At 64.8% G+C, this 23099-nt stretch carries 19 protein-coding genes; 18 read left to right on the top strand and 1 reads right to left on the bottom strand.

The window, feature by feature from the left end:
- Nucleotides 1-39: 39 nt before the first annotated feature.
- The 6 genes from DN387_RS24085 to DN387_RS24110 all read left to right on the top strand — a co-directional run bounded on the left by DN387_RS24085 (nucleotide 40) and on the right by DN387_RS24110 (nucleotide 6919).
- Nucleotides 40-558, top strand: a complete 519-nt coding sequence (locus tag DN387_RS24085) for an RNA polymerase sigma factor (RefSeq protein WP_043860382.1) — start codon at nucleotides 40-42, stop codon at nucleotides 556-558.
- 67 nt (nucleotides 559-625) lie between these two features.
- Nucleotides 626-1585 (top strand): FecR domain-containing protein, encoded by a 960-nt coding sequence (locus tag DN387_RS24090; protein ID WP_054915084.1) that lies wholly within the window; start codon nucleotides 626-628, stop codon nucleotides 1583-1585.
- A 119-nt stretch (nucleotides 1586-1704) separates the two neighbouring features.
- Nucleotides 1705-4299, top strand: coding sequence for a TonB-dependent receptor (locus tag DN387_RS24095; protein ID WP_054915085.1), 2595 nt, complete (start codon nucleotides 1705-1707; stop codon nucleotides 4297-4299).
- Nucleotides 4300-4440: 141 nt separating this feature from the next.
- Nucleotides 4441-5049, top strand: coding sequence for a biliverdin-producing heme oxygenase (locus DN387_RS24100; protein ID WP_043860379.1), 609 nt, complete (start codon nucleotides 4441-4443; stop codon nucleotides 5047-5049).
- A gap of 62 nt (nucleotides 5050-5111) precedes the next feature.
- A complete protein-coding gene (locus tag DN387_RS24105; protein ID WP_043860378.1) occupies nucleotides 5112-5525 on the top strand; it encodes a YbaN family protein in 414 nt (137 codons plus the stop codon).
- 35 nt (nucleotides 5526-5560) lie between these two features.
- Complete coding sequence (locus DN387_RS24110) at nucleotides 5561-6919, top strand: CoA transferase (protein ID WP_054915086.1); 1359 nt, start codon at nucleotides 5561-5563, stop codon at nucleotides 6917-6919.
- Between the two features lie 94 nt (nucleotides 6920-7013).
- Here the strand turns inward: DN387_RS24110 and arcD (DN387_RS24115) are convergent, their stop codons facing one another.
- Nucleotides 7014-8441, bottom strand: a complete 1428-nt coding sequence (gene arcD / locus DN387_RS24115) for an arginine-ornithine antiporter (RefSeq protein ID WP_254506373.1) — start codon at nucleotides 8439-8441, stop codon at nucleotides 7014-7016.
- A gap of 441 nt (nucleotides 8442-8882) precedes the next feature.
- Here arcD (DN387_RS24115) and arcD (DN387_RS24120) point away from each other — a divergent pair, with 441 nt between their 5' ends.
- The 12 genes from arcD (DN387_RS24120) (at nucleotide 8883) to DN387_RS24175 (ending at nucleotide 23020) form a co-directional block, all read left to right on the top strand.
- A complete protein-coding gene (gene arcD / locus DN387_RS24120) occupies nucleotides 8883-10310 on the top strand; it encodes an arginine-ornithine antiporter (protein WP_054915088.1) in 1428 nt (475 codons plus the stop codon).
- A gap of 33 nt (nucleotides 10311-10343) precedes the next feature.
- A complete protein-coding gene (gene arcA / locus DN387_RS24125; protein WP_043862423.1) occupies nucleotides 10344-11600 on the top strand; it encodes an arginine deiminase in 1257 nt (418 codons plus the stop codon).
- Between the two features lie 82 nt (nucleotides 11601-11682).
- On the top strand, nucleotides 11683-12693 hold the full coding sequence (locus DN387_RS24130) for an ornithine carbamoyltransferase (RefSeq protein WP_043862424.1): 1011 nt from the start codon (nucleotides 11683-11685) through the stop codon (nucleotides 12691-12693).
- Between the two features lie 52 nt (nucleotides 12694-12745).
- Nucleotides 12746-13675, top strand: coding sequence for a carbamate kinase (arcC, locus tag DN387_RS24135; protein WP_043862425.1), 930 nt, complete (start codon nucleotides 12746-12748; stop codon nucleotides 13673-13675).
- A 54-nt stretch (nucleotides 13676-13729) separates the two neighbouring features.
- Nucleotides 13730-14089 (top strand): DUF5064 family protein, encoded by a 360-nt coding sequence (locus tag DN387_RS24140; RefSeq protein WP_043862426.1) that lies wholly within the window; start codon nucleotides 13730-13732, stop codon nucleotides 14087-14089.
- 139 nt (nucleotides 14090-14228) lie between these two features.
- The gene (locus DN387_RS24145; protein WP_054915089.1) at nucleotides 14229-15746 is read left to right on the top strand and encodes a sigma-54-dependent transcriptional regulator; all 1518 of its coding nucleotides are present in this window, start codon (nucleotides 14229-14231) and stop codon (nucleotides 15744-15746) included.
- A gap of 254 nt (nucleotides 15747-16000) precedes the next feature.
- On the top strand, nucleotides 16001-16384 hold the full coding sequence (gene gcvH / locus DN387_RS24150; RefSeq protein ID WP_043862428.1) for a glycine cleavage system protein GcvH: 384 nt from the start codon (nucleotides 16001-16003) through the stop codon (nucleotides 16382-16384).
- Nucleotides 16385-16394: 10 nt separating this feature from the next.
- A complete protein-coding gene (gene gcvP, locus DN387_RS24155) occupies nucleotides 16395-19250 on the top strand; it encodes an aminomethyl-transferring glycine dehydrogenase (RefSeq protein WP_054915090.1) in 2856 nt (951 codons plus the stop codon).
- Nucleotides 19251-19350: 100 nt separating this feature from the next.
- Nucleotides 19351-20727, top strand: a complete 1377-nt coding sequence (locus DN387_RS24160) for an L-serine ammonia-lyase (RefSeq protein WP_054915096.1) — start codon at nucleotides 19351-19353, stop codon at nucleotides 20725-20727.
- A gap of 29 nt (nucleotides 20728-20756) precedes the next feature.
- On the top strand, nucleotides 20757-21881 hold the full coding sequence (gene gcvT, locus DN387_RS24165; RefSeq protein WP_054915091.1) for a glycine cleavage system aminomethyltransferase GcvT: 1125 nt from the start codon (nucleotides 20757-20759) through the stop codon (nucleotides 21879-21881).
- A 340-nt stretch (nucleotides 21882-22221) separates the two neighbouring features.
- Nucleotides 22222-22434, top strand: a complete 213-nt coding sequence (locus tag DN387_RS24170; protein WP_003175786.1) for a cold-shock protein — start codon at nucleotides 22222-22224, stop codon at nucleotides 22432-22434.
- A 97-nt stretch (nucleotides 22435-22531) separates the two neighbouring features.
- Nucleotides 22532-23020, top strand: coding sequence for an RDD family protein (locus DN387_RS24175; RefSeq protein ID WP_054915092.1), 489 nt, complete (start codon nucleotides 22532-22534; stop codon nucleotides 23018-23020).
- Nucleotides 23021-23099 lie beyond the last annotated feature (79 nt).

Here is a 23099-nt window from a genome sequence, read left to right on the forward strand (position 1 = left end):
AAGCATTATCATTCGCTGAAATCCCGGTCAGGTATCGCTGTGAGTCAGTCCCACTTCAACGCCGTCTTCCTCGCCCAGCGGGTCACCCTGCTACGCACCCTGCAGCGCATGGTCGACAACCCCAGCACCGCCGAAGACCTGCTTCAGGAAACCTACCTGCGCGTCACCCGCGCCCTGGGCGAACGCCCCATCGAGCACCTCGAACCCTTCGTGTTCCAGACCGCCCGCAACCTCGCCCTGGACCACCTGCGCGCCCGCCGCGTGCAAGCCCGCACCCTGCTCGACGATGTGCCCGAGGCGGTGCTGCACAACGTGGCCGCCAGCCACGGCAGCGCCGAGGACGCCACCCACGCGGAGCAGTTGCTGCGCCGCCTGAGCACCTCGCTGGGCGAGCTCAGCGCCCGCCAGCAGCGCATCTTCATCCTCAGCCGATTGCACGGCGCCAGCTATCTGGAAATCGCCGAACAACTGAAGGTGTCCGCCAGCACGGTTCAGAAGGAACTGAAACTGATCATGGCCATCTGTGTAGGCGTAGCCGATCGTCTCAATCGCGATTGAGCCTGCTTGCCTCACATGCCGATACACTTGATCATTACCTGATACACAAGCATGCCAAGGACCCTCCGTGACCGACAGTGCCCCTGACCGCCCTGCGCCGCCAGACCCGGCTGCCTGCGACAGCGCCATGGACCAGGCGCTGGACTGGCTGATACGCCTGCAATGCGCCACGCCCGAAGACACCCGGGCCTTCGAGGCCTGGCTCGAGGCCGACCCGGCCAATGCCCCAGCCTACGTGCAGGCCGAAGCCCTGTGGCACGGCGACAGCGTGCGCGCCGCCGCGCTGCAGCTGCAGCAACGTCAGCGCCCCTCACGCCTGGCCCGCCTGCGCCCGCACTGGAAGCCGCTGGCCACCGCCGCGGTGCTGCTGGTGGGTGTGTTCACGGTCGGCAACCTGCCCATGCGCCTGCAGGCCGATCACCTGACCGTGGTCGGCGAGCGCCAGCGCCTGGAACTGCAGGACGGCTCCAAGGTACTGCTCAATACCAATTCGGCGTTCTCCAGCAACATCAACGACCGCCAGCGCATCGCTCGGCTGTACCAGGGCGAAGCCTACTTCCAGGTCCCCGGCGGGCAGCAGCCCTTCGAGCTTCGCGCCGGGCCGTTGCGCGCCAGCGTGCGCGACACCGATTTCGCCGTGCGCTACCTCGACGGCCAGGCACAGGTGCGCGTGCAGCGCGGCGACGTCGACCTGCTGGGCAACAGCGACCAGCGCATCCGCCTGTCGGCCGGCGACAGCATCAGCCTCGGCCCCAACGGTTTCAGCCAGCGCGAGCGCCTGGACGGGCAAAAGGACCTGGCCTGGATCGAAGGCCGGCTAGTGTTCGAGAACTGCCCCCTGAGCCAGGTGCTGGCCGAGCTGGGGCGCTATTACCCGGGCTGGATCATCAACACCAGCGAGCGCCTGCAGAACGTCGCCGTCACCGGCAACTACCGCCTCGACCAACCCCTCGAAGCGGTGCGATCGCTGGCCCACATCACCTCCGCACGCCTGCAGGAGTACCCGGCACTGGTGATTCTGAACTGAGTCGGAATCTTTTTTTACGCGATGCCCCGTGGTCACACGTCTCGTTATAGCCAATGCAACTGATTCTTATTTTTGAATCGGCCGCACCTATAACATTCGCGCGACAGGGAGCGCTTTCGATGTCCAGAGGTTTCACCCGCCGGTCTACCGTCTCCACCCGCACAGCGGGCCTGCAACGTTGCACGCTGTCGCTGCTGACCCTGGCCATGCTGGCCGGCGGCGTCTGCAGCCTGCCGGCGCTGGCCGCCGAGCCCGCCCAGGCAGCCAACCCGCGCATGGGTGACTACCGCTTCGCCATTGCCCAGCAGCCGCTGGTGTCGGCGCTCAACGCGTTTACCGCCGTCACCGGCTGGCAGGTGGGGTTGTCCGCCGAGCTGGCCGAAGGTGTCGCCTCGCCAGGCGTGCGCGGCTCGATGCCGCCCGAGCAGGCCCTGCGCCAGATGCTCGCCGGCACCCAGCTGAACTACCGCAAGCTCAGTGCCGGCAATGTGGTGATCGAGCGCGCCGCCTCCAATGCCATCACCCTGCAGCAGGTGACCGTCAGCGCCACCCGTACCGCGCAGGACGTGAACCAGGTGCCAAGCACGGTGAGCGTGCAGACCCGCGAGCAGCTGGACCGCAGCAACGTCAACACCATCAAGGACCTGGTGCGCTACGAGCCAGGCGTCTCGGTCAGCGGCGTCGGCCAGCGCAGCGGCCTCAACGGCTACAACATCCGCGGCATCGATGGCGAGCGCGTACTGACCCAGATCGATGGCGTGTCGATCCCCGACAGCTACTTCTACGGCCCCTACGCCCAGACCCAGCGCAACTACGTCGACCCCGAGATCGTCAAGCGCGTGGAGATCCTGCGCGGCCCGGCCTCGGTGCTGTACGGCAGCAACGCCATCGGCGGCGCGGTCAGTTACTTCACCCTCGACCCGGACGACATCATCAAGCCGGGCAAGGACGTGGGTGCACGCCTCAAGGCCGGCTACAGCTCGGCCGACGAGAGCTGGCTGACCTCGGCCACCGTGGCCGGGCGCGAGGGCGATTTCGACGGCCTGCTGCACCTGAGCCAGCGCAACGGCCACGAGACCGAGTCATACGGCAGCCACAGCGGCGATGGCCTGGCGCGCACCGAGGCCAACCCGCAGGATGCGCGCACCACCAACGTGCTGGCCAAGCTGGGCTGGAACTACGCCGACGACGCGCGGCTGGGCCTGACCTACGAGCGCTACAAGGATGATCGCGATACCAACCAACTGAGCGCCGTTGGCGGGCCATTCATTCCAGGTTTTCCCGCGATGAATTCCTATCGCGCACGCAGCGGCAACGACACCGTCAGCCGCGAGCGTTTCGGCCTCAACCATGAGCTTGCCCTGGACAGCCTGCTGGCCGACAACATGAAGTGGAGCCTGAACTATCAGGTCGGCAAGACCGATCAGCGCACTGACGAGCTGTATGTGGCCGGTGGGCGCGAAGTGGCGCGCGATCGCAAGACACTCTACCAGGACCGCCAATGGATACTCGACGCCCAGTTCGACAAGGCCTTCACCCTGGGCAGCACCGAGCACCTGCTGACCTACGGCACCACACTCAAGCAGCAGAAGGTCACCGGGTCGCGCAGCGGCACCGCCACCTGCCTGAATGCCGGGGGCACTTGCGGCGCCATCGGCGATGCCAGCCCGCGCGACGCCCAGGTCAAGGTCAGCGACTTCCCGGACCCGACCATCAATACCTACAGCCTGTTCGCGCAGGACGAGATCCGCTGGAACGACTGGACCTTCCTGCCGGGTGCGCGCTATGACTACACCCAGCTCAAGCCGCACCTGACCGACGAGTTCCTGGCCACCCTGCCTACCGGGCCGACCACCACCGTCAACGACAAGCAGAAGAACTGGCACCGCGTGTCGCCCAAGTTCGGCGTGACCTATGCCTTCAACGACAACTACACCTGGTACGGCCAGTACGCCGAGGGCTTCCGCACCCCGACGGCCAAGGCACTGTACGGGCGCTTCGAGAACCTGGCCGGCAACTACGTGGTCGAGCCCAACCCCGACCTGGAGCCGGAGAAGAGCAAGGGCTACGAGACCGGCCTGCGCGGCAACTTCGACGCGGGCAACTTCGCCGTCGCGGTGTTCTACAACAAGTACCGCGACTTCATCAACGAAGACGCCCTGGTCAACGGCAAGGACGCGATGGACTTCCGTGCCGAGAACATCAAGCACGCCACCATCAAGGGCGCCGAATTCAAGGGCCGCCTGAACCTGGACCACTTCGGTGCACCGCAGGGCCTGTACACCCAGGGCTCGGTGGCCTACACCTACGGGCGCAACAACGACACCGGCGAGCCGCTCAACAGCATCAACCCGCTGACCGGCGTGGTTGGCCTGGGCTACGAGCAGGAAAGTTACGGCGGCCTGCTGAGCTGGACACTGGTCAAGCGCAAGACCCGTGTCGACGACAACCAGTTCAAGGCGCCCGATGGTGCCAGCAGCCACTTCCGTACCCCCGGCTACGGCGTTCTGGACCTGAGCGGCTTCTACAAGGTGAGCAACGACGTGACGATCAACGCAGGCATCTACAACCTGGCCGACAAGAAATACTGGCAGTGGGATGACGTTCGTGCCTACGACGGTGTCGGCGAGGCATCGGTGACCCAGCCGGCCAACATGGACCGCCTGACCATGCCGGGGCGCAACTTCGCCATCAACCTGGTGTGGGATATCTAGACGCTACGCCGGCAAGGCCGGCTCCCACAGGGAGCTGGCCTGCCGGCGAATGGCCCGCAACCTTTTTTACTATTTCCACGCCCCTCATTCGTCTAGTTACTAACGTCTAGTCACCCGCTCACCATTTCCCAAGGATGCCCCATGACCGCAACCGCCGAACGCCCTGCCCTGCGCTCGCAGCGCCTCAACCAGCTCACCCATGCGCCGCACAGCGAGCTCGATGCGCTGGTCAAGTCCCATGCCCCCTTCGACACCCGCGAAAGCTTCGCCCGTTTCGTGGTCGCCCAGTACCTGTTCCAGTCCGAACTCCAGGCGCTGTACAACGACCCGCAACTGATCGCCATCGTGCCCGACCTGGCCGAGCGCTGCCGCGCCGAACAGGCCCGCCTCGACCTCGCCGACCTCGACACCGCAGTACCGGCCGCCTTCCCCGGCGCCGTGCATAACCCAAGCCTGGGCGCCGCCATGGGCTGGATATTCGTCTCCGAAGGCTCCAAACTCGGCGCCGCGTTCCTGATCAAGCGCGCCGTCGGCCTGGGCCTGTCGGACAGCTTCGGTGCCCGTCACCTGGGCGAGCCGGCCGGTGGTCGCGCCGAGGGCTGGAAGCAGTTCACCCGCATCCTCGACGGTCTGGAGCTCAGCGCCGAAGAAGAAGCGGCCGCTGAACAAGGCGCCGTGGCTGCGTTCGAACGTTTTACCGAGTTGCTCAAACACGCCTACGCCACCGCGCCCAAGGCCGAGCTGGCCTGATGCGTGCCGGGCCGGCCAGCCGCGTTGGCAGCCGGCCCTCACCTGTGCAGTCAATGGACCCCATGACCCGCCCATCCACCTCCAAGCTGTCCCGCGTGCTGTTCGGCCTGCTTGCCTATGTAAGCCTGGGCATCGGCCTGGTGGCCATCGTGATCCCCGGCCTGCCGACCACCGAGTTCATCCTGCTCGCGGCCTGGGCTGCCACGCGCAGCTCGCCGCGCCTGAGCGCCTGGCTGGAAAACCACCGGTTGTTCGGGCCGATCCTGCACAACTGGCGCAACGGCAAGGTGATTCAGCGCCGGGCCAAGGTCAGCGCCACGCTCAGCATGCTGCTGTGCGCCGGCCTGATGCTGGTGTTCATCGGCCTGCGCTGGCCGGTAGGGCTCGCCATCGGCGGCATGGCCCTGGGCAACCTGTGGATCTGGTCGCGCCCCGAGCGCGTGCCTGCCGCCCCGCATTTGACCAATCAGCCCTGATGGTCTGCAATGGCCCACCAACGGGAGGGCCAACCATGAGTCATGTTCTCAACAGCATCGTCAGCGCCCTGGGGTTAGCCCAGGATGCGCTTGAGCACCTGCACCTGCACACTGCAGGAGCCCTGCCATCGACCTTCGAAGTCACCGAACTGGCCAGTGCCAGCATTGCCGCCACGGGCCTGGCCATTGCCGACCTGCTCGCCGGCCAGACCGGCACGCGCCCCGGGGTGCAGGTGGACCGACGTCTGAGCTCCCTGTGGTTCGCCACCAGCATTCGCCCCCAGGGCTGGAGCCTGCCGCCGCTGTGGGACGCCGTGGCAGGCGATTACCCGACCCGCGATGGCTGGGTCCGCCTGCACACCAATGCCGCGCATCACCGCGCCGCTGCCGAACGGGTGCTGGGAGCGGTACACGACCGCGATCAGATGGCCCGGCGGGTTGCCGAGTGGGAGGCAGAGGCGCTGGAAACTGCCGTGGTGGCTGCGGGCGGATGTGCCGCGCAGATGCGCAGCTGGCAGCAATGGTCGGCGCACCCGCAGGGCATGGCGGTCAATGCCGAGCCGCTGATCGATCGCAAGGCTGGGCCGGCTGGCGTACTCAAGGGCTGGACCGGCACCGCGGCGCAGCCGCTCAAGGGGGTACGCGTGCTGGACCTGACGCGCATTCTTGCCGGGCCCGTTGCCAGCCGCCTGCTGGCGGGGTTCGGTGCCGATGTGCTGCGCATCGATCCGCCGGGCTGGGAGGAGCCCTCGGTGGTGGCCGAGGTGACCTTGGGCAAGCGCTGCGCGCGCCTGGACCTGCATGCTGCAGAGGACCGCGCCGTATTCGAAGGCCTGCTGGCAGGTGCCGATATCCTCCTGCACGGCTACCGCGCCGACGCGCTGGAGCGCCTCGGCTATGGCGCCGAACAACGGCGCAGGCTCAACCCCGGGCTGATCGATGTCAGCCTCAATGCCTATGGCTGGAGCGGCCCGTGGCAGCATCGTCGCGGCTTCGACAGCCTGGTGCAGATGAGCAGCGGGATCGCTCGCGAGGGCATGCGCTGGCGTCAGGGCGAGCGGCCGGTGCCGTTGCCGGTGCAGGCCCTGGACCATGCCACCGGCTACCTGATGGCGGCTGCCGCGATCCGTGCACTGGATGAGCGGCTGCGCAGCGGCTGTGGCGGCTCGGCGCGTCTGTCGCTGGCGCGCACGGCCAAGCTGCTGGTGGACCAGGGCACGGTGATCGAGGACTTGCCGTTGGCCGGCGAAACCGAGGCAGACCTGGCCCCGGCCGTGGAGCAGACGCCGTGGGGGCCGGCCAGGCGCCTGCAGGCGCCGTTGCAGGTGCAAGGCGCGCCGCTGGCATGGGCGCGGGGGGCTTGCGAGCTGGGGTCGGCCGAGCCTCGCTGGTGACCGCCAGAGGCTCTTCGCCGGCAAGGCCGGCTCCTACAGAAGGTCGCACCAACCTGTAGGAGCCGGCCTTGCCGGCGAACACCTCGACACCGCTCTAAAGCGTCAACCACCCCGCATACAACGCATACGCCGCCACCCCCGCCCCCACCAGCACCGCCGCGAAAATCAGTTTCTCCCACCCGGTGAACAGCGGCTGCCCCTGCTCGTGCTTGGCGCGGTAGAACAGGATCACCCCCGGCGCGTACAACAGCGCCGACAGCAGCAGGTACTTCAGCCCCCCGGCGTAAAGCAGCCAGATCGCATACACCAGCGCCACCCCGGCCACCAGCAGGTCCTTGCGCCGCGCCCCGGGGTGGCGCTCATAGGTTTCCCCGCGCAGGGCCAGCAGAAACGCATAGGCCGCCGACCACAGGTACGGCACCAGGATCATCGACGACGCCAGGTAGATCAGGCTGGTGTAGGTGCCCGCCGAGAACAGCGTGATCAGCAGGAACAGCTGGATCATGCAGTTGGTCATCCACAGCGCATTGACCGGCACATGGTTGGCATTCTCGCGGGTCAGAAACCGCGGCATGGTCTTGTCGCGGGCGGTGGCGAACAGGATCTCGGCACACAGCAACGCCCACGACAGCAGCGCCCCCAGCAGCGACACCGCCAGCCCCAGGCTGATCAGCAGCCCGCCCCAGGGCCCGACGATATGCTCCATCACCGAGGCCAGCGACGGGTTCTGCAAGCCGGCAAGCTCCGGCTGGGTCATCACCCCCAGCGACAGCACGTTGACCAGCACCAGCAGCGCCAGCACCCCGAGAAAGCCGATCACCGTGGCCTTGCCCACGTCCGAACGCCTTTCGGCACGGGCCGAATACACGCTGGCGCCCTCGATGCCGATGAACACGAACACGGTCACCAGCATCATGTTGCGCACCTGGTCCAGCACCCCGCCAAACTTGGGGTTGCTCAGCCCCCAGATGTCGCGGGTGAAGATATCGGCGCGAAACGCCACCGCCGCGATCACGATGAACATCACCAGCGGCACCACCTTGGCCACGGTGGTCACCAGGTTGATGAACGCCGCCTCCTTGATGCCGCGCAGTACCAGAAAGTGCACCGCCCACAGCAATAGCGAAGCGCAGGCGATGGCGATCGGCGTGTTGCCCTCCCCGAACACCGGAAAGTAGAAGCCCAGGGTGCTGAACAGCAGCACGAAGTAGCCCACGTTGCCCAGCCAGGCGCTGATCCAGTAACCCCAGGCCGACGAAAAGCCCATGTACTCGCCAAACCCGGCCTTGGCATAGGCATATACACCCGAATCGAGCTCGGGCTTGCAGTTGGCCAGGGTCTGGAACACGAACGCCAGCGCCAGCATGCCCACGGCGGTGATGCCCCAGCCGATCAGCACGGCGCCGACGTCGGCCCGCGCGGCCATGTTCTGCGGCAGCGAGAAGATACCGCCACCGATCATCGAGCCCACCACCAGCGCGACGAGCGCACCCAAGCGCAGTTTCTGTCCTGGTTCGGACATGCAGTTCCCCTTTTCGTCCCGCGTTGTCATGGTGCTGTTACACACTAGGCCTAAATATAAGCACAGCCCTGACGTTTATAGTGGATTGTCTTCAAAACTATAACCTTCATAACTAGTACGTCTATGCCGAGGCGAACTAAACAGTGAGTTTTGCGTACCCCATCTACTTCATCAAGCAAACAAGATCTTTTCTCGTCAAAAATTTGCTAAACCCGTAAAAGCGACTAGCTTCAAATCTCGCAGCCATTCAGAGCGAATGCTCTAGAAAAAGGCTGGAGGTGCCATTGCACAAGGCTTGCGGGGTGTCGGCGAGGCGCCGGCTGCAGCGCTTCAAGTCCTTCAACAACAATGGAATGTATCAATGAACTGACCTGAATCAGCTCTCGTCACGCTTGCTGGATTTATTCTGGCATCTCTCTTCTCCTGGAATGGAGTTATCCAATGTCAGACACTCCCGGAAAACTACGACTGGGTGCGTTAGTCGCACTTGTAGTGGGTTCCATGATCGGCGGCGGCATCTTCTCGCTGCCGCAGAACATGGCCGCCAGCGCCGATGTCGGCGCCGTGCTGATCGGCTGGGGCATCACCGCCATCGGCATGCTGACCCTGGCCTTCGTGTTCCAGACCCTGGCCAATCGCAAACCTGACCTGGACGGCGGCGTATACGCCTACGCCAAGGCCGGTTTTGGCGACTACATGGGCTTTTCGTCCGCCTGGGGCTACTGGATCAGTGCCTGGCTGGGCAACGTGGGCTACTTCGTACTGCTGTTCAGCACCCTGGGCTACTTCTTCCCGATCTTCGGCGAAGGCAACACCCCGGCGGCGATCATCGGTGCCTCGATCCTGCTGTGGGCAGTGCACTTTCTGGTGCTGCGCGGCATCAAGGAAGCGGCGTTCATCAACCTGGTCACCACCGTGGCCAAGGTCGTGCCACTGGCGCTGTTCATCCTGATTGCCCTGTTCGCGTTCAAGCTGGACATCTTCACCGCCGACATCTGGGGCACGATGAACCCGGACCTGGGCAGCGTGATGAACCAGGTGCGCAACATGATGCTGGTCACCGTGTGGGTGTTCATCGGCATCGAGGGCGCCAGCATCTTCTCGGCCCGCGCCGAAAAACGCTCCGACGTGGGCAAGGCCACCGTGATCGGCTTCATCACCGTGCTGTTGTTCCTGGTACTGGTGAACGTGCTGTCGCTGGGCATCATGACCCAACCGGAACTGGCCAAGCTGCAGAACCCGTCGATGGCCGCCGTGCTCGAGCATGTGGTCGGTCACTGGGGCGCGGTGCTGATCAGCGTCGGCCTGATCGTCTCGCTGCTGGGGGCCCTGCTGTCGTGGGTACTGCTGTGCGCCGAGATCATGTTCGCCGCAGCCAAGGACCACACCATGCCGGAGTTCCTGCGCCGCGAGAACGCCAACCACGTGCCGGCCAACGCCCTGTGGCTGACCAACGCCATGGTGCAGATCTTCCTAGTCATCACGCTGTTCTCGGCCAGTACCTACCTGTCGCTGATCTACCTCGCCACCTCGATGATCCTGGTGCCCTACCTGTGGTCGGCGGCCTATGCGTTCCTGCTGGCACTGCGCAGCGAAACCTATGAACAGGCCCTGGCCGAACGCAAGAAAGACCTGATCATCGGCGGTATCGCACTGCTCTATGCCATCTGGCTGCTGTACGCCGGTGGCGTCAAGTACCTGCTGCTCTCGGCCCTGCTGTATGCCCCTGGCGTGGTGCTGTTCGCCAAGGCCAAGCGCGAGGTGGGCCAACCGATCTTTACCAACGTGGAGAAGCTGATCTTCGCCGCCGTAGTCATTGGCGCCCTGGTGGCGGCCTATGGCCTGTACGACGGCTTCCTGACTCTGTAACCCCCCGTATTCGCAACTTGGAGGAAATGAACCATGTCCACGGAAAAAGCTAAGTACGGCGTACATTCCGAAGCCGGCAAACTGCGCAAAGTGATGGTTTGCTCCCCAGGCCTGGCTCACCAGCGCCTGACCCCGAACAACTGCGACGAACTGCTGTTCGACGACGTACTCTGGGTCGCCCAGGCCAAGCGCGACCACTTCGACTTCGTGACCAAGATGCGCGAGCGCGGCATCGAAGTGCTGGAAATGCACAACCTGCTGACCGACATCGTCGCGATGCCCGAAGCACTGGACTGGATTCTGGAGCGCAAGGTCACCGCCGACTCGGTGGGCCTGGGCCTGATCAACGAAGTGAAATCCTGGCTGCGCAGCCTGGAGCCGCGACACATCGCCGAGTACCTGATCGGCGGCGTCTCGGCCGATGACCTGCCCGACAGCTTCGGTGGCAAGACCATCCAGATGTTCCGCGACTTCCTGGGCCACTCCAGCTTCATCCTGCCGCCGCTGCCCAACACCCAGTTCACCCGCGACACCACCTGCTGGATCTACGGCGGCGTGACGCTGAACCCGATGTACTGGCCGGCGCGTCGCCAGGAGACCCTGCTGACCACCGCCATCTACAAGTTCCACCCGCAGTTCACCAATGCCGATTTCGAGATCTGGTACGGCGACCCGGACAAGGACCACGGCAACTCCACCCTCGAAGGCGGCGACGTGATGCCTATCGGCAACGGCGTGGTACTGATCGGCATGGGCGAACGCACGTCGCGTCAGGCCATCGGCCAACTGGCGCTGAACCTGTTCAAGAACAAGGCCGTGGAACGCGTGATCGTGGCCGGGCTGCCGAAGTCCCGCGCTGCGATGCACCTGGACACCGTGTTCAGCTTCTGCGACCGCGACCTGGTCACGATCTTCCCCGAAGTGGTGAACCAGATCGTCGCCTTCACCCTGCAACCCGACGAAAGCAAGCAGGGCGGCATCGACATCCGCCGCGAAGAAGCCAGCTTCCTCGATGTGGTGGCCAAGGCCCTCAAGCTGCCCAAGCTGCGCGTGGTTGAAACCGGTGGCAACAGCTTCGCCGCCGAACGCGAGCAGTGGGACGACGGCAACAACGTGGTGGCCGTGGAGCCGGGCGTGGTCATCGGCTACGACCGCAACACCTACACCAACACCCTGCTGCGCAAGGCCGGTGTCGAGGTCATCACCATCAGTGCCGGCGAACTGGGCCGCGGACGTGGGGGCGGCCACTGCATGACCTGCCCGATCGTGCGCGACCCAATCGACTACTAAAACGACCATCGTCCGGCCGCGCCCACAAGGCGCCGGCCGGGCCGATCAGCCCTTTGCGTTCTAAAAGAACAGGAGCAACATCATGGCGTTCAACATCCACAACCGCAGCCTGCTGAGCCTGGAACACCACACCCCGCGCGAGCTGCGCTACCTGCTGGACCTGTCCCGTGACCTCAAGCGTGCCAAATACACCGGCACCGAGCAGCAGCACCTCAAGGGCAACAACATTGCGCTGATTTTCGAGAAGACCTCGACCCGCACCCGTTGCGCCTTCGAAGTAGCCGCCTATGACCAGGGCGCCAACGTCACCTACATCGACCCCAACTCCTCGCAGATCGGCCACAAGGAGAGCATGAAGGACACCGCCCGCGTGCTTGGGCGCATGTACGATGCCATCGAGTACCGTGGCTTCAAGCAGGAAGTGGTCGAGGAACTGGCCAAGTTCGCCGGCGTACCGGTGTTCAACGGCCTCACCGACGAATACCACCCCACCCAGATGATCGCCGACGTGCTGACCATGCGCGAGCATGCCGACAAGCCGATCCACGACATCAGCTACGCCTACCTGGGCGATGCGCGCAACAACATGGGCAACTCGCTGCTGCTGGTCGGCTCCAAGCTGGGCATGGACGTGCGTATCTGTGCGCCCAAGGCCCTGTGGCCGCATGACGACCTGGTGGCACGCTGCAAACAGTACGCAGAGGAAAGCGGTGCCCGCATCACCCTCACCGAAGACCCGAAAGCTGCGGTCAAGGGCGTGGACTTCATCCACACCGACGTGTGGGTATCGATGGGCGAGCCGGTCGAAGCCTGGGGCGAACGCATCAAGCAACTGCTGCCATACCAGGTCAACGCCGAGCTGATGAAGGCCACCGGCAACCCACGCACCAAGTTCATGCACTGCCTGCCGGCGTTCCACAACTCCGACACCAAGGTCGGCAAGCAGATCGCCGAGCAGTACCCGCACCTGGCCAACGGCATCGAAGTGACCGATGACGTGTTCGAGTCGCCGGCCTGCATCGCCTTCGAGCAGGCGGAAAACCGCATGCACACGATCAAGGCGATCCTGGTGTCGACCCTGGCCGACCTGTAACCCCGCCGGGAGCCGGTGCTGCCGGCTCCTGCACCCTAGAAAGGACATCATCATGCGTATCGTTGTTGCATTGGGCGGCAACGCCCTGCTGCGCCGCGGCGAGCCCCTGACCGCCGACAATCAGCGCGCCAACATCCGTATCGCCGCCGAACAGATCGCCAAGATCCACCCCGGCAACGAACTGGTCATCGCCCACGGCAACGGCCCGCAGGTCGGCCTGCTGTCGCTTCAGGCGCAATCCTACAAACCCGACGAAGCCTACCCGCTGGACGTGCTCGGTGCCGAAACCGAAGGCATGATCGGCTACATCATCGAACAGGAGCTGGGCAACCTGCTGGATTTCGAGGTGCCCTTCGCCACCCTGCTGACCCAGGTGGAAGTGGACGCCAACGACCCTGCCTTCAAGGACCCGACCAAGTTCATCGGCCCGGTTTACGGCAAGGAAGAAGCCGAGCGCCTGGCCAAGGAAAAAGGCTGGGTGGTCAAGGCCGACGGCGACAAGTTCCGCCGCGTGGTGGCCAGCCCCAAACCCAAGCGCATCTTCGAGATCCGCCCGATCAAGTGGCTGCTGGAAAAGAGCAGTATCGTGATCTGTGCCGGGGGTGGCGGCATCCCCACCATGTATGGTGAGAACGGCAAGCTGCAGGGCATCGAGGCGGTGATCGACAAGGACCTGTGCTCGTCGCTGCTGGCCGAACAGCTGGACGCCGACCTGCTGGTGATTGCCACGGACGTGAACGCGGCGTATGTCGACTTCAACAAGCCGACCCAGAAAGCCATCGCTCAGGCCCACCCGGACGAACTGGAGCGCCTGGGCTTTGCCGCAGGCTCCATGGGGCCGAAGGTGCAGGCCGCTTGCGACTTTGCCCGGCACACCGGCAAAGTAGCGGTTATCGGCTCGCTGGCCGATATCGAAGACATCGTCAAGGGCACTGCCGGCACTCGGGTGAGTACGTCCAAGCCGGGTATCGACTACCGTTGATGCAGTTGGGCGGATCTGCAGGTCCGCCCGTTTCAACCTTCCAGAGGAGCCGCCATGGCCATATTCGAACCCGGTCATCTGCACATCGAGCGCCATGCGCTGAACAAGGCCGATTACAGCTACAACCTGTGCATCGACTACAAGGTTGAGCAGGATCCCAAGGAAGGCAAAGGCATGAGTTTTCGCATGCATGGCACCATCGAGGACAAGCCGATGGACGAAACCTTCTTCATGCCCAAGGACCAGGCCTTCGACTTCGCGCGGCAGGCCTCGATCATCGCGCAGAAGTACGGCATGCCCAAAACCGCCAGCATCAGCTCGCTGCACAAGATCTACGACATGATGTTCGAGGATGTGCGCGCACAGCTCGATGTGAAATCGGGCGACCCGGTCAAGCCCGAGCACCTGGGCTAGCTCACCACGACCTCATCGCGGGTCAAGCCCGCTCCCACAAAAATCACCTGCGCCTGTGGGAGCGGGCTTGACCCGCGATTCGACCGCACCACGCCCGCCAAGGCATACTTGCCATCCCGGCAAGCCAGAACATCCCCCCATGCGTATCCACGTCAGCTTCATCGACCGCGTCGGCATCACCCAGGAAGTGCTGGCCCTGCTCGGTGCCCGCCACCTCAACCTGGACGCCGTGGAGATGGTGCCGCCCAACGTCTACATCGACGCCCCGACCCTGAGCCCCGACGTGCTCGAAGAGCTGCATGACGCGCTGTTCAACGTGCACGGCGTGCAAAGCGTGAAAGTGGTCGACATCCTCCCCGGACAGCGCCGCCACCTGCAGCTCGATGCCCTGCTCGCCGCCATGAGCGACCCGGTCCTGGCCCTGGACAGCGCCGGCCATGTGCTGCTGGCCAACCCCGCATTGATCGCCCTGTGCGGCCAGGACCCGGAGGGCCGCTCGGTGGGTGAGCTGTTCGGCAACCCGCAACTGCTCGATGCGCTGATCGAACAGGGTTTCCACCTGCCCCTGCGCGAAGTCACCCTCAACGGCCAGACCCTGCTGCTCGACGCCACCCCGATCACCAACGCCGGCGCCCTGCTGACGCTGTACCAGGCCAACCGCATCGGCGAACGCCTGTCGGCCCTGCACCACGACCATGCCGAAGGCTTCGACGCGCTGCTCGGCGACTCGCCGCCCATCCGTACCCTCAAGGCCCGCGCCCTGCGTGTGGCGGCGCTGGATGCGCCGCTGCTGATCCACGGCGAGACCGGCACCGGCAAGGAACTTGTAGCCCGTGCCTGCCACGCCATCAGCAGCCGCCACAACGCACCCTTCCTGGCACTGAACTGTGCGGCGCTGCCGGAGAACCTGGCCGAGAGCGAGCTGTTCGGCTACGCCCCCGGTGCCTTCACCGGCGCGCAACGCGGCGGCAAGCCGGGGCTGATGGAGCTGGCCAACCAGGGCACGGTGTTTCTCGATGAAATCGGCGAGATGTCGCCTTACCTTCAGGCCAAGCTGCTGCGGTTTCTGAGCGATGGCAGCTTTCGCCGCGTGGGCGGTGATCGCGAGGTCAAGGTCAACGTGCGCATCCTCAGCGCCACCCACCGCGACCTGGAAAAGATGGTTGCCGAAGGCAGTTTTCGCGAAGACCTGTTCTACCGCCTGAACGTGCTCAACCTGGAAGTGCCGCCGCTGCGCGAGCGTGGCCAGGACATCCTGATGCTGGCCCGTGCCTTCATGCGCCAGGCCTGCACGCAGATCCAGCGTCCGCTGTGCCGGCTGGCGCCGGGCACCTACCCGGCGTTGCTGGGCAACCGCTGGCCGGGCAACGTGCGCCAGTTGCAGAACGTGATCTTTCGCGCTGCGGCCATCTGCGAGAGCAGCCTGGTGGATATTGGTGACCTGGACATTGCCGGCACCTCGGTGGCGCGCCAAAGCGATGGTGAAGTGGCCAGCCTGGAGCAGGCCGTGGAGAACTTCGAGCGTGGCCTGCTGGAAAAGCTCTACGCCACCTACCCCTCCACCCGCCAGTTGGCCAGTCGCTTGCAGACTTCGCACACGGCTATTGCGCATCGGCTGCGCAAGTATGGCATTCCCGGAAAGGAAACCCTTCCGTAGCGAATTCGATACACCGTATCGATTTCGCTACATCGCCCGTTTGCCACTGTAATGCAAGGTTTTGATCCCTCTGCGCTTTTTCAATACTCGACAGGTGTAGCGATTTCGCTACGACTTGCATAACGAGCACCGCTGACAAATACATAACCAATTGATTTGTAAGCATTTTTTATAAATGGCCACGAACTTGCTAAGGAGATGTCAGTTCCGGGCTGGCCTGATGGTGAGCCCTACCGCACCCCTGAGGAGTTCCCATGAGCGAGTTGCGTTTTACCGAAGATCACGAATGGCTGCGCGCCGAAGCCGACGGCAGCGTCACGGTCGGGATCACCGCCTTTGCCCAGAACGCACTGGGTGACGTGGTCTATGTGCAACTGCCGGAACTGCAAACCTACGAAGCCGGGGCCGAAGCCTCCACCGTCGAATCGGTCAAAGCCGCCAGCGGCGTGTACATGCCGCTGACCGGTGAAGTGGTGGCAGTCAACGAACAGCTGCAGGACAGCCCCGAGCTGGTCAACGAAGATCCGCTGGGCGAAGGCTGGTTCTTCCGCTTCATCCCGGCCGATGCCGGCGCCGTCGCGCAACTGCTCGACCAGGACGCCTACGACCGTCTGATCAAAGCCAACGCCGACGCCTGAGGAAATCACCATGACCATCAACCTCGGCACCGCCAATCAGTTCATCGCCCGTCATATCGGCCCGCGCGACACCGACGAGCAGGCCATGCTCGCCACCCTGGGCTTCGACTCGCTGGAGGCCATGAGCGCCGCCGTGATCCCCGACAGCATCAAGGGCACCAGCGTGCTCGAGCTCGGTGACGGGCAGAGCGAAGCCGATGCCCTGGCTTCGCTCAAGGCCATCGCCGGCAAGAACCAGCTGTTCAAGAGCTTCATCGGCCAGGGCTACTACAACACCCACACCCCGGCACCGATCCTGCGCAACCTGCTGGAAAACCCGGCCTGGTACACCGCCTATACCCCCTATCAGCCCGAGATTTCCCAGGGCCGCCTGGAAGCGCTGCTGAACTTCCAGACCCTGATCAGCGACCTCACCGGCTTGCCGATCGCCAACGCCTCCCTGCTCGACGAAGCCACCGCCGCCGCCGAAGCCATGACCTTCTGCAAGCGCCTGAGCAAGAACAAGGGCAGCCACGCCTTCTTCGCCTCGGTGCATTGCCACCCGCAGACCCTCGACGTGCTGCGCACCCGTGCCGAGCCGCTGGGCATCGAGGTGGTGGTGGGCGACGAGCGCGAGCTGGGCGACGTGAGCGCCTTCTTCGGCGCCCTGCTGCAGTACCCGGCCAGCAACGGCGAGGTGTTCGACTACCGCGAACTGGTGGAGCGCCTGCACGCCGCCAACGCGCTGGTGGCGGTAGCCGCCGACCTGCTGGCGCTGACCCTGCTGACCCCGCCGGGCGAATTCGGCGCCGACGTGGCCATCGGCAGCGCCCAGCGCTTCGGCGTGCCGCTGGGCTTCGGCGGCCCGCATGCGGCGTACTTCTCCACCCGCGATGCGTTCAAGCGCGACATGCCCGGGCGCCTGGTCGGCGTGTCCATCGACCGCTTCGGCAAGACCGCCCTGCGCCTGGCCATGCAGACCCGCGAGCAGCACATCCGCCGCGAGAAGGCCACCAGCAACATCTGCACCGCCCAGGTACTGCTGGCCAACATCGCCAGCATGTACGCCGTGTACCACGGCCCGCAGGGCCTCAAGCAGATCGCCCAGCGCACCCACCAGCTGACCGCGATCCTGGCCAGCGGCCTCAAGGCACTGGGCGTGAACGTGCAGAACGCCGCGTTCTTCGACACCCTGACCCTGGCCACCGGCGGCGCGACTGCCGCGCTGCATGAACAGGCGCGCGCCCGCCAGCTCAACCTGCGCCAGATCGATGCCGAGCACCTGGGCCTGTCGCTGGATGAAACCAGCACCCAGGCCGATGTCGAGGCCCTGTGGCAGCTGTTCGCCAATGGCCAGGCCGTACCGAACTTCGCCGCGCTGGCCGCTGCCACGCCAGCACGACTGCCGGCCGCCCTGCTGCGCCAGTCGGCCATCCTCGAACACCCGGTGTTCAACCGCTACCACAGCGAAACCGAACTGATGCGCTACCTGCGCAAGCTGGCCGACAAGGACCTGGCGCTGGACCGCACCATGATTCCGCTGGGCTCGTGCACCATGAAGCTCAACGCCGCCAGCGAAATGATCCCGGTGACCTGGGCCGAGTTCGGCAACCTGCACCCCTTTGCCCCCGCCGAGCAGAGCCAGGGCTACCAGCAACTGACCGACGAGCTGGAGGCCATGCTGTGCGCCGCCACTGGCTATGACGCCGTGTCGTTGCAGCCCAACGCCGGTTCGCAGGGCGAGTACGCCGGCCTGCTGGCGATCCGCGCCTACCACCAGAGCCGGGGCGATGCCCGCCGCGATATCTGCCTGATTCCCTCGTCGGCCCACGGCACCAACCCGGCCACCGCACACATGGCCGGCATGCGCGTGGTGGTCACTGCGTGCGATGCCCGTGGCAACGTCGACATCGACGACCTGCGCGCCAAGGCCATCGAGCACCGCGACCAGTTGGCTGCGCTGATGATCACCTACCCGTCCACCCACGGTGTGTTCGAGGAGGCCATCGGCGAGATCTGCGCGATCATCCACGACAACGGCGGCCAGGTGTACATCGACGGCGCCAACATGAACGCGATGGTCGGCCTGTGCGCCCCGGGCAAGTTCGGCGGCGACGTGTCCCACCTGAACCTGCACAAGACCTTCTGCATCCCCCACGGCGGTGGCGGCCCGGGCGTCGGCCCGATCGGCGTCAAGGCGCACCTGGCGCCGTTCCTGCCGGGCCATGCGCACCTGCACAACCCCCAGGGCGCGGTATGCGCGGCGCCGTTCGGCAGTGCCAGCATCCTGCCGATCACCTGGATGTACATCCGCATGATGGGCGGCGCCGGGCTCAAGCGTGCGTCGCAGATGGCGATCCTGAATGCCAACTACATCGCCCGCCGCCTGGAAGAGCACTATCCTGTGTTGTACACCGGCGGCAATGGCCTGGTGGCGCACGAGTGCATCCTGGACCTGCGCCCGCTCAAGGACAGCAGCGGCATCAGCGTCGACGACGTGGCCAAGCGCCTGATCGACTTCGGCTTCCATGCCCCGACCATGTCGTTCCCGGTGGCCGGCACGTTGATGATCGAGCCGACCGAGAGCGAGGCCAAGGAGGAACTGGACCGCTTCTGCAACGCCATGATCTGTATTCGCGAAGAGATTCGCGCAGTGGAGAACGGCAGCCTGGACAAGGACGACAACCCGCTGAAGAACGCCCCGCACACCGCGGCCGAACTGGCCGGCGAATGGCCCCACGGCTATAGCCGCCAGCAGGCGGTGTACCCGCTGCCATCGCTGGTGGAGGCCAAGTACTGGCCACCCGTGGGGCGTGTCGACAACGTGTTCGGCGACCGCAACCTGATCTGCGCCTGCCCGTCGATCGAAAGCTATCAGGACGCCTGAGGGCTTCTTCGCCGGCAAGGCCGGCTCCTGCAGAGCCCGCGCGCATCTGTAGGGGCCGGCCTTGCCGGCGAAGCTTTTCAACCTGCACGAGGGTACGACCATGTCACTCAGCGTCTTCGACCTGTTCAAGATCGGCATCGGCCCCTCCAGCTCCCATACCGTCGGGCCGATGCGCGCAGCCGCGCGTTTTGCCGAGGGCCTGCGCCGCGACGACCTGCTGGCCAGTACCGCCAGCGTCAAGGTCGAGCTGTACGGCTCGCTCGGCGCCACCGGCAAGGGCCACGGCAGCGACAAGGCGGTGCTGCTGGGGCTTGAGGGCGAACACCCCGACAGCGTCGACACCGACACCATCGCAGCGCGCCTGCAGGCGATCCGCAGCAGCGGGCAGCTCTACCTGCTGGGCGAGCACGCCATCGAGTTCAACGAAAAACAGCACCTGGCGATGATCCGCAAGCCGCTGGCCTTTCACCCCAACGGCATGATCTTTCGTGCCTTCGACGCCGCCGGCCTGCAGGTACGCAGCCGCGAGTACTACTCGGTGGGCGGCGGTTTCGTGGTCGACGAAGGCGCCGCCGGGGCCGATCGTATCGTCGAGGACAGCACCACACTGCCCTACCCGTTCAAGACGGCCCGGGAACTGCTTGGCCACTGCACCACGCATCACCTGAGCATCAGCCAGGTGATGCTGGCCAACGAATCGGCCTGGCGCCCCGAGGCCGAGACTCGCAGCGGCCTGCTGCACATCTGGCAAGTGATGCAGGGCTGCGTGGCTGCAGGCTGTCGCAACGAGGGCATTCTGCCCGGCGGGCTCAAGGTCAAGCGCCGCGCTGCGGCCCTGCACCGCCAGCTGTGCGCCAACCCCGAGGCGAGCCTGCGCGATGCGCTGTCGGTACTCGACTGGGTCAACCTCTATGCCCTGGCGGTCAACGAAGAAAACGCCTCCGGCGGTCGCGTGGTCACCGCCCCCACCAATGGCGCTGCCGGCATCGTGCCGGCGGTGCTGCACTACTACATGCGCTTCATCGGGGGTGCCAGCGAAGACGGCGTGGTGCGCTTTCTGCTCACCGCCGCTGCCATCGGCATCCTGTACAAGGAAAACGCCTCGATCTCGGGGGCCGAGGTGGGCTGCCAAGGCGAGGTCGGGGTGGCCTGTTCGATGGCAGCCGGGGCCCTGTGCGAGGTGCTGGGCGGCAGCGTACAACAGGTCGAAAACGCCGCCGAAATCGGCATGGAACACAACCTGGGCCTGACCTGCGACCCGATTGGCGGGCTGGTCCAGGTGCCCTGCATCGAACGCAATGCCATGGGCTCGGTCAAGGCGATCAACGCGGTGCGCATGGCCTTGCGCGGCGACGGGCAGCACTTCGTCTCGCTCGACAAGGTGATCCGCACCATGCGCCAGACCGGCGCCGACATGAAAAGCAAATACAAGGAGACCGCCCGCGGCGGTCTGGCCGTCAACATCATCGAGTGCTGACAACCTCAAGCCTCTAGAAGGAGACATCAATGTCCACCGACACACTGCTGCAAACACCGCTTCATGCCCTGCATCTGGAACTGGGCGCGCGCATGGTGCCGTTCGCCGGCTACGACATGCCCGTGCAGTACCCGCTGGGGGTGCTCAAGGAGCACCTGCACACCCGCGAACAGGCCGGCCTGTTCGACGTGTCGCACATGGGCCAGATCCGCCTGGTGGGCGCCGATGCCGCCAAGGCCCTGGAAACCCTGGTGCCGGTCGACATCATCGATTTGCCGGTGGGCATGCAACGTTACGCGATGTTCACCAACGAACAGGGCGGCATCCTCGACGACCTGATGGTGGCCAACCTGGGCAACGACGAACTGTTCCTGGTGGTCAACGCCGCCTGCAAGGACCAGGACCTGGCCCACCTGCGCCAGCACATCGGCACGATGTGCCAGGTGCAGCCGCTGTTCGAAGAGCGTGCCCTGCTGGCCCTGCAGGGCCCGGCGGCAGTCAAGGTACTGCAGCGCCTGGCCCCCGAGGTGGCGGACATGACCTTCATGCAGTTCAAGCCCGTGGTGTTGCTGGGCGTGGACTGCTACGTGAGCCGTTCGGGCTACACCGGCGAAGACGGCTTCGAGATCAGTGTGCCCAACGCCAGCGCCGAGGCCCTGGCCCGTCACCTGCTGGCCGAGCCGGAAGTGGCCGCCATCGGCCTGGGCGCGCGCGACTCGCTGCGCCTGGAAGCCGGCCTGTGCCTGTACGGGCATGACATGAATGCCGACACCACGCCGATCGAGGCAAGCCTGCTGTGGGCCATCTCCAAGGTACGCCGCGCCGATGGCTCGCGGGCGGGAGGCTTCCCCGGCGCTGCTGCGATCTTCGCCCAGCAGCACAGCGGCGTGGCGCGCAAGCGCGTCGGCCTGCTGCCGCAGGAGCGTACCCCGGTGCGCGAAGGGGCCGAGATCGTGGATGAGGCCGGCACGGTGGTCGGCAGCATCTGCAGCGGAGGCTTCGGGCCCACGCTGGGCGCGCCAGTGGCGATGGGATATGTGGACCAGGCCCATGCAGCGCTCGATACACCGCTGTGGGCCATCGTGCGCGGCAAACGGGTGGCGATGAAAGTCAGCAAGATGCCGTTCGTTGCCCAGCGCTACTATCGCGGCTGATACAGCGCAATTGAAACAAGGTGTCATGGCGCGTTCGGGATATTCGTTTTCGAACGCGTTTTACAACTTTCGAACACGCCCGACAGCGGCCCGCAAACAGCCCCGGAAATTTCCCGCCAGGCCCCGTGGTGCGGCGCTCTGCGGGACTTGTTTTTGCAATCGAAATGAGTGTAGATTCACTGCACTGTGTTTGCATGGGTCGCTATGGTTCGTGACCTGGGCAGTAGCGCCGAGTTTTGCTACAACCCGTTCGACGTCTCTTACTTTCCTGCAACCCAGCCCAGTACTCTTTCAATGAAAGAAACTGTTACTAATTCTAAGTTTCAAAGGAAATAAGACAATGTCCCAACGTCAGAGCGGTACCGTCAAGTGGTTTAACGACGAGAAAGGTTTTGGTTTCATCACTCCAGAAAGCGGTCCGGATCTGTTCGTACACTTCCGCGCTATTCAGGGCAACGGCTTCAAGAGCCTGAAAGAAGGCCAGAAAGTGACCTTCGTTGCTGTGCAGGGCCAAAAAGGCATGCAAGCCGACGAAGTTCAAGCCGAAGCCTGATCTTCATCAACGAAAGAGCCCCTGCTGGCAACAGCAGGGGCTTTTTTGTGCGCGCAATTCCGTAGAATGGGCGCTTTGTCACCCGGAGCCTGAGCGCATGCCCAAGCAACTTCTTCAACCACAGGGCGAGTTCCCCGTGGTCGGCCTGGGCCGTCGCCTGGCCGCGATGTTCTATGACTTCCTGTTGTGCACCGCCCTGCTGATGGTGACCACGCTGGTGTACAAGATGGTGCAGATGGCGATCATCGGCGAGACGCGCATGCGCGCCCTGACCGAGGCGGGGGCGCTGGATGGCGATCCATTGCTGTCGACCGTTCTGCTGTTCATGCTGTTCGGCTTCTTCGCCAAGTTCTGGACCCACAGCGGCCAGACCCTTGGCATGCAGGTATGGGGCATCCGCGTGCAGAATGCCGACGGCAGTGCCATCAGCCTGTGGCAGGCACTGCTGCGCTTTGTGGTGTCGATTGCGTCGTGGCTGTGCCTGGGCCTGGGGTTTCTGTGGTCGCTGGTGGACAAGAAAAAACGCGCCTGGCATGACATGTACTCGGAAACCCAGCTGGTGCGGATTCCCAAGCGCAAGAAGTAGAACCGCAGCGCCCCGTTCGCCGGCACAGGCAACCAATGAAAAAGCCGACCCTGAGGTCGGCTTTTTTTTGGCCAGTGTG

Source organism: Pseudomonas sp. FBF18 (assembly GCF_024261405.1).
Lineage (GTDB): Bacteria > Pseudomonadota > Gammaproteobacteria > Pseudomonadales > Pseudomonadaceae > Aquipseudomonas > Aquipseudomonas palmensis.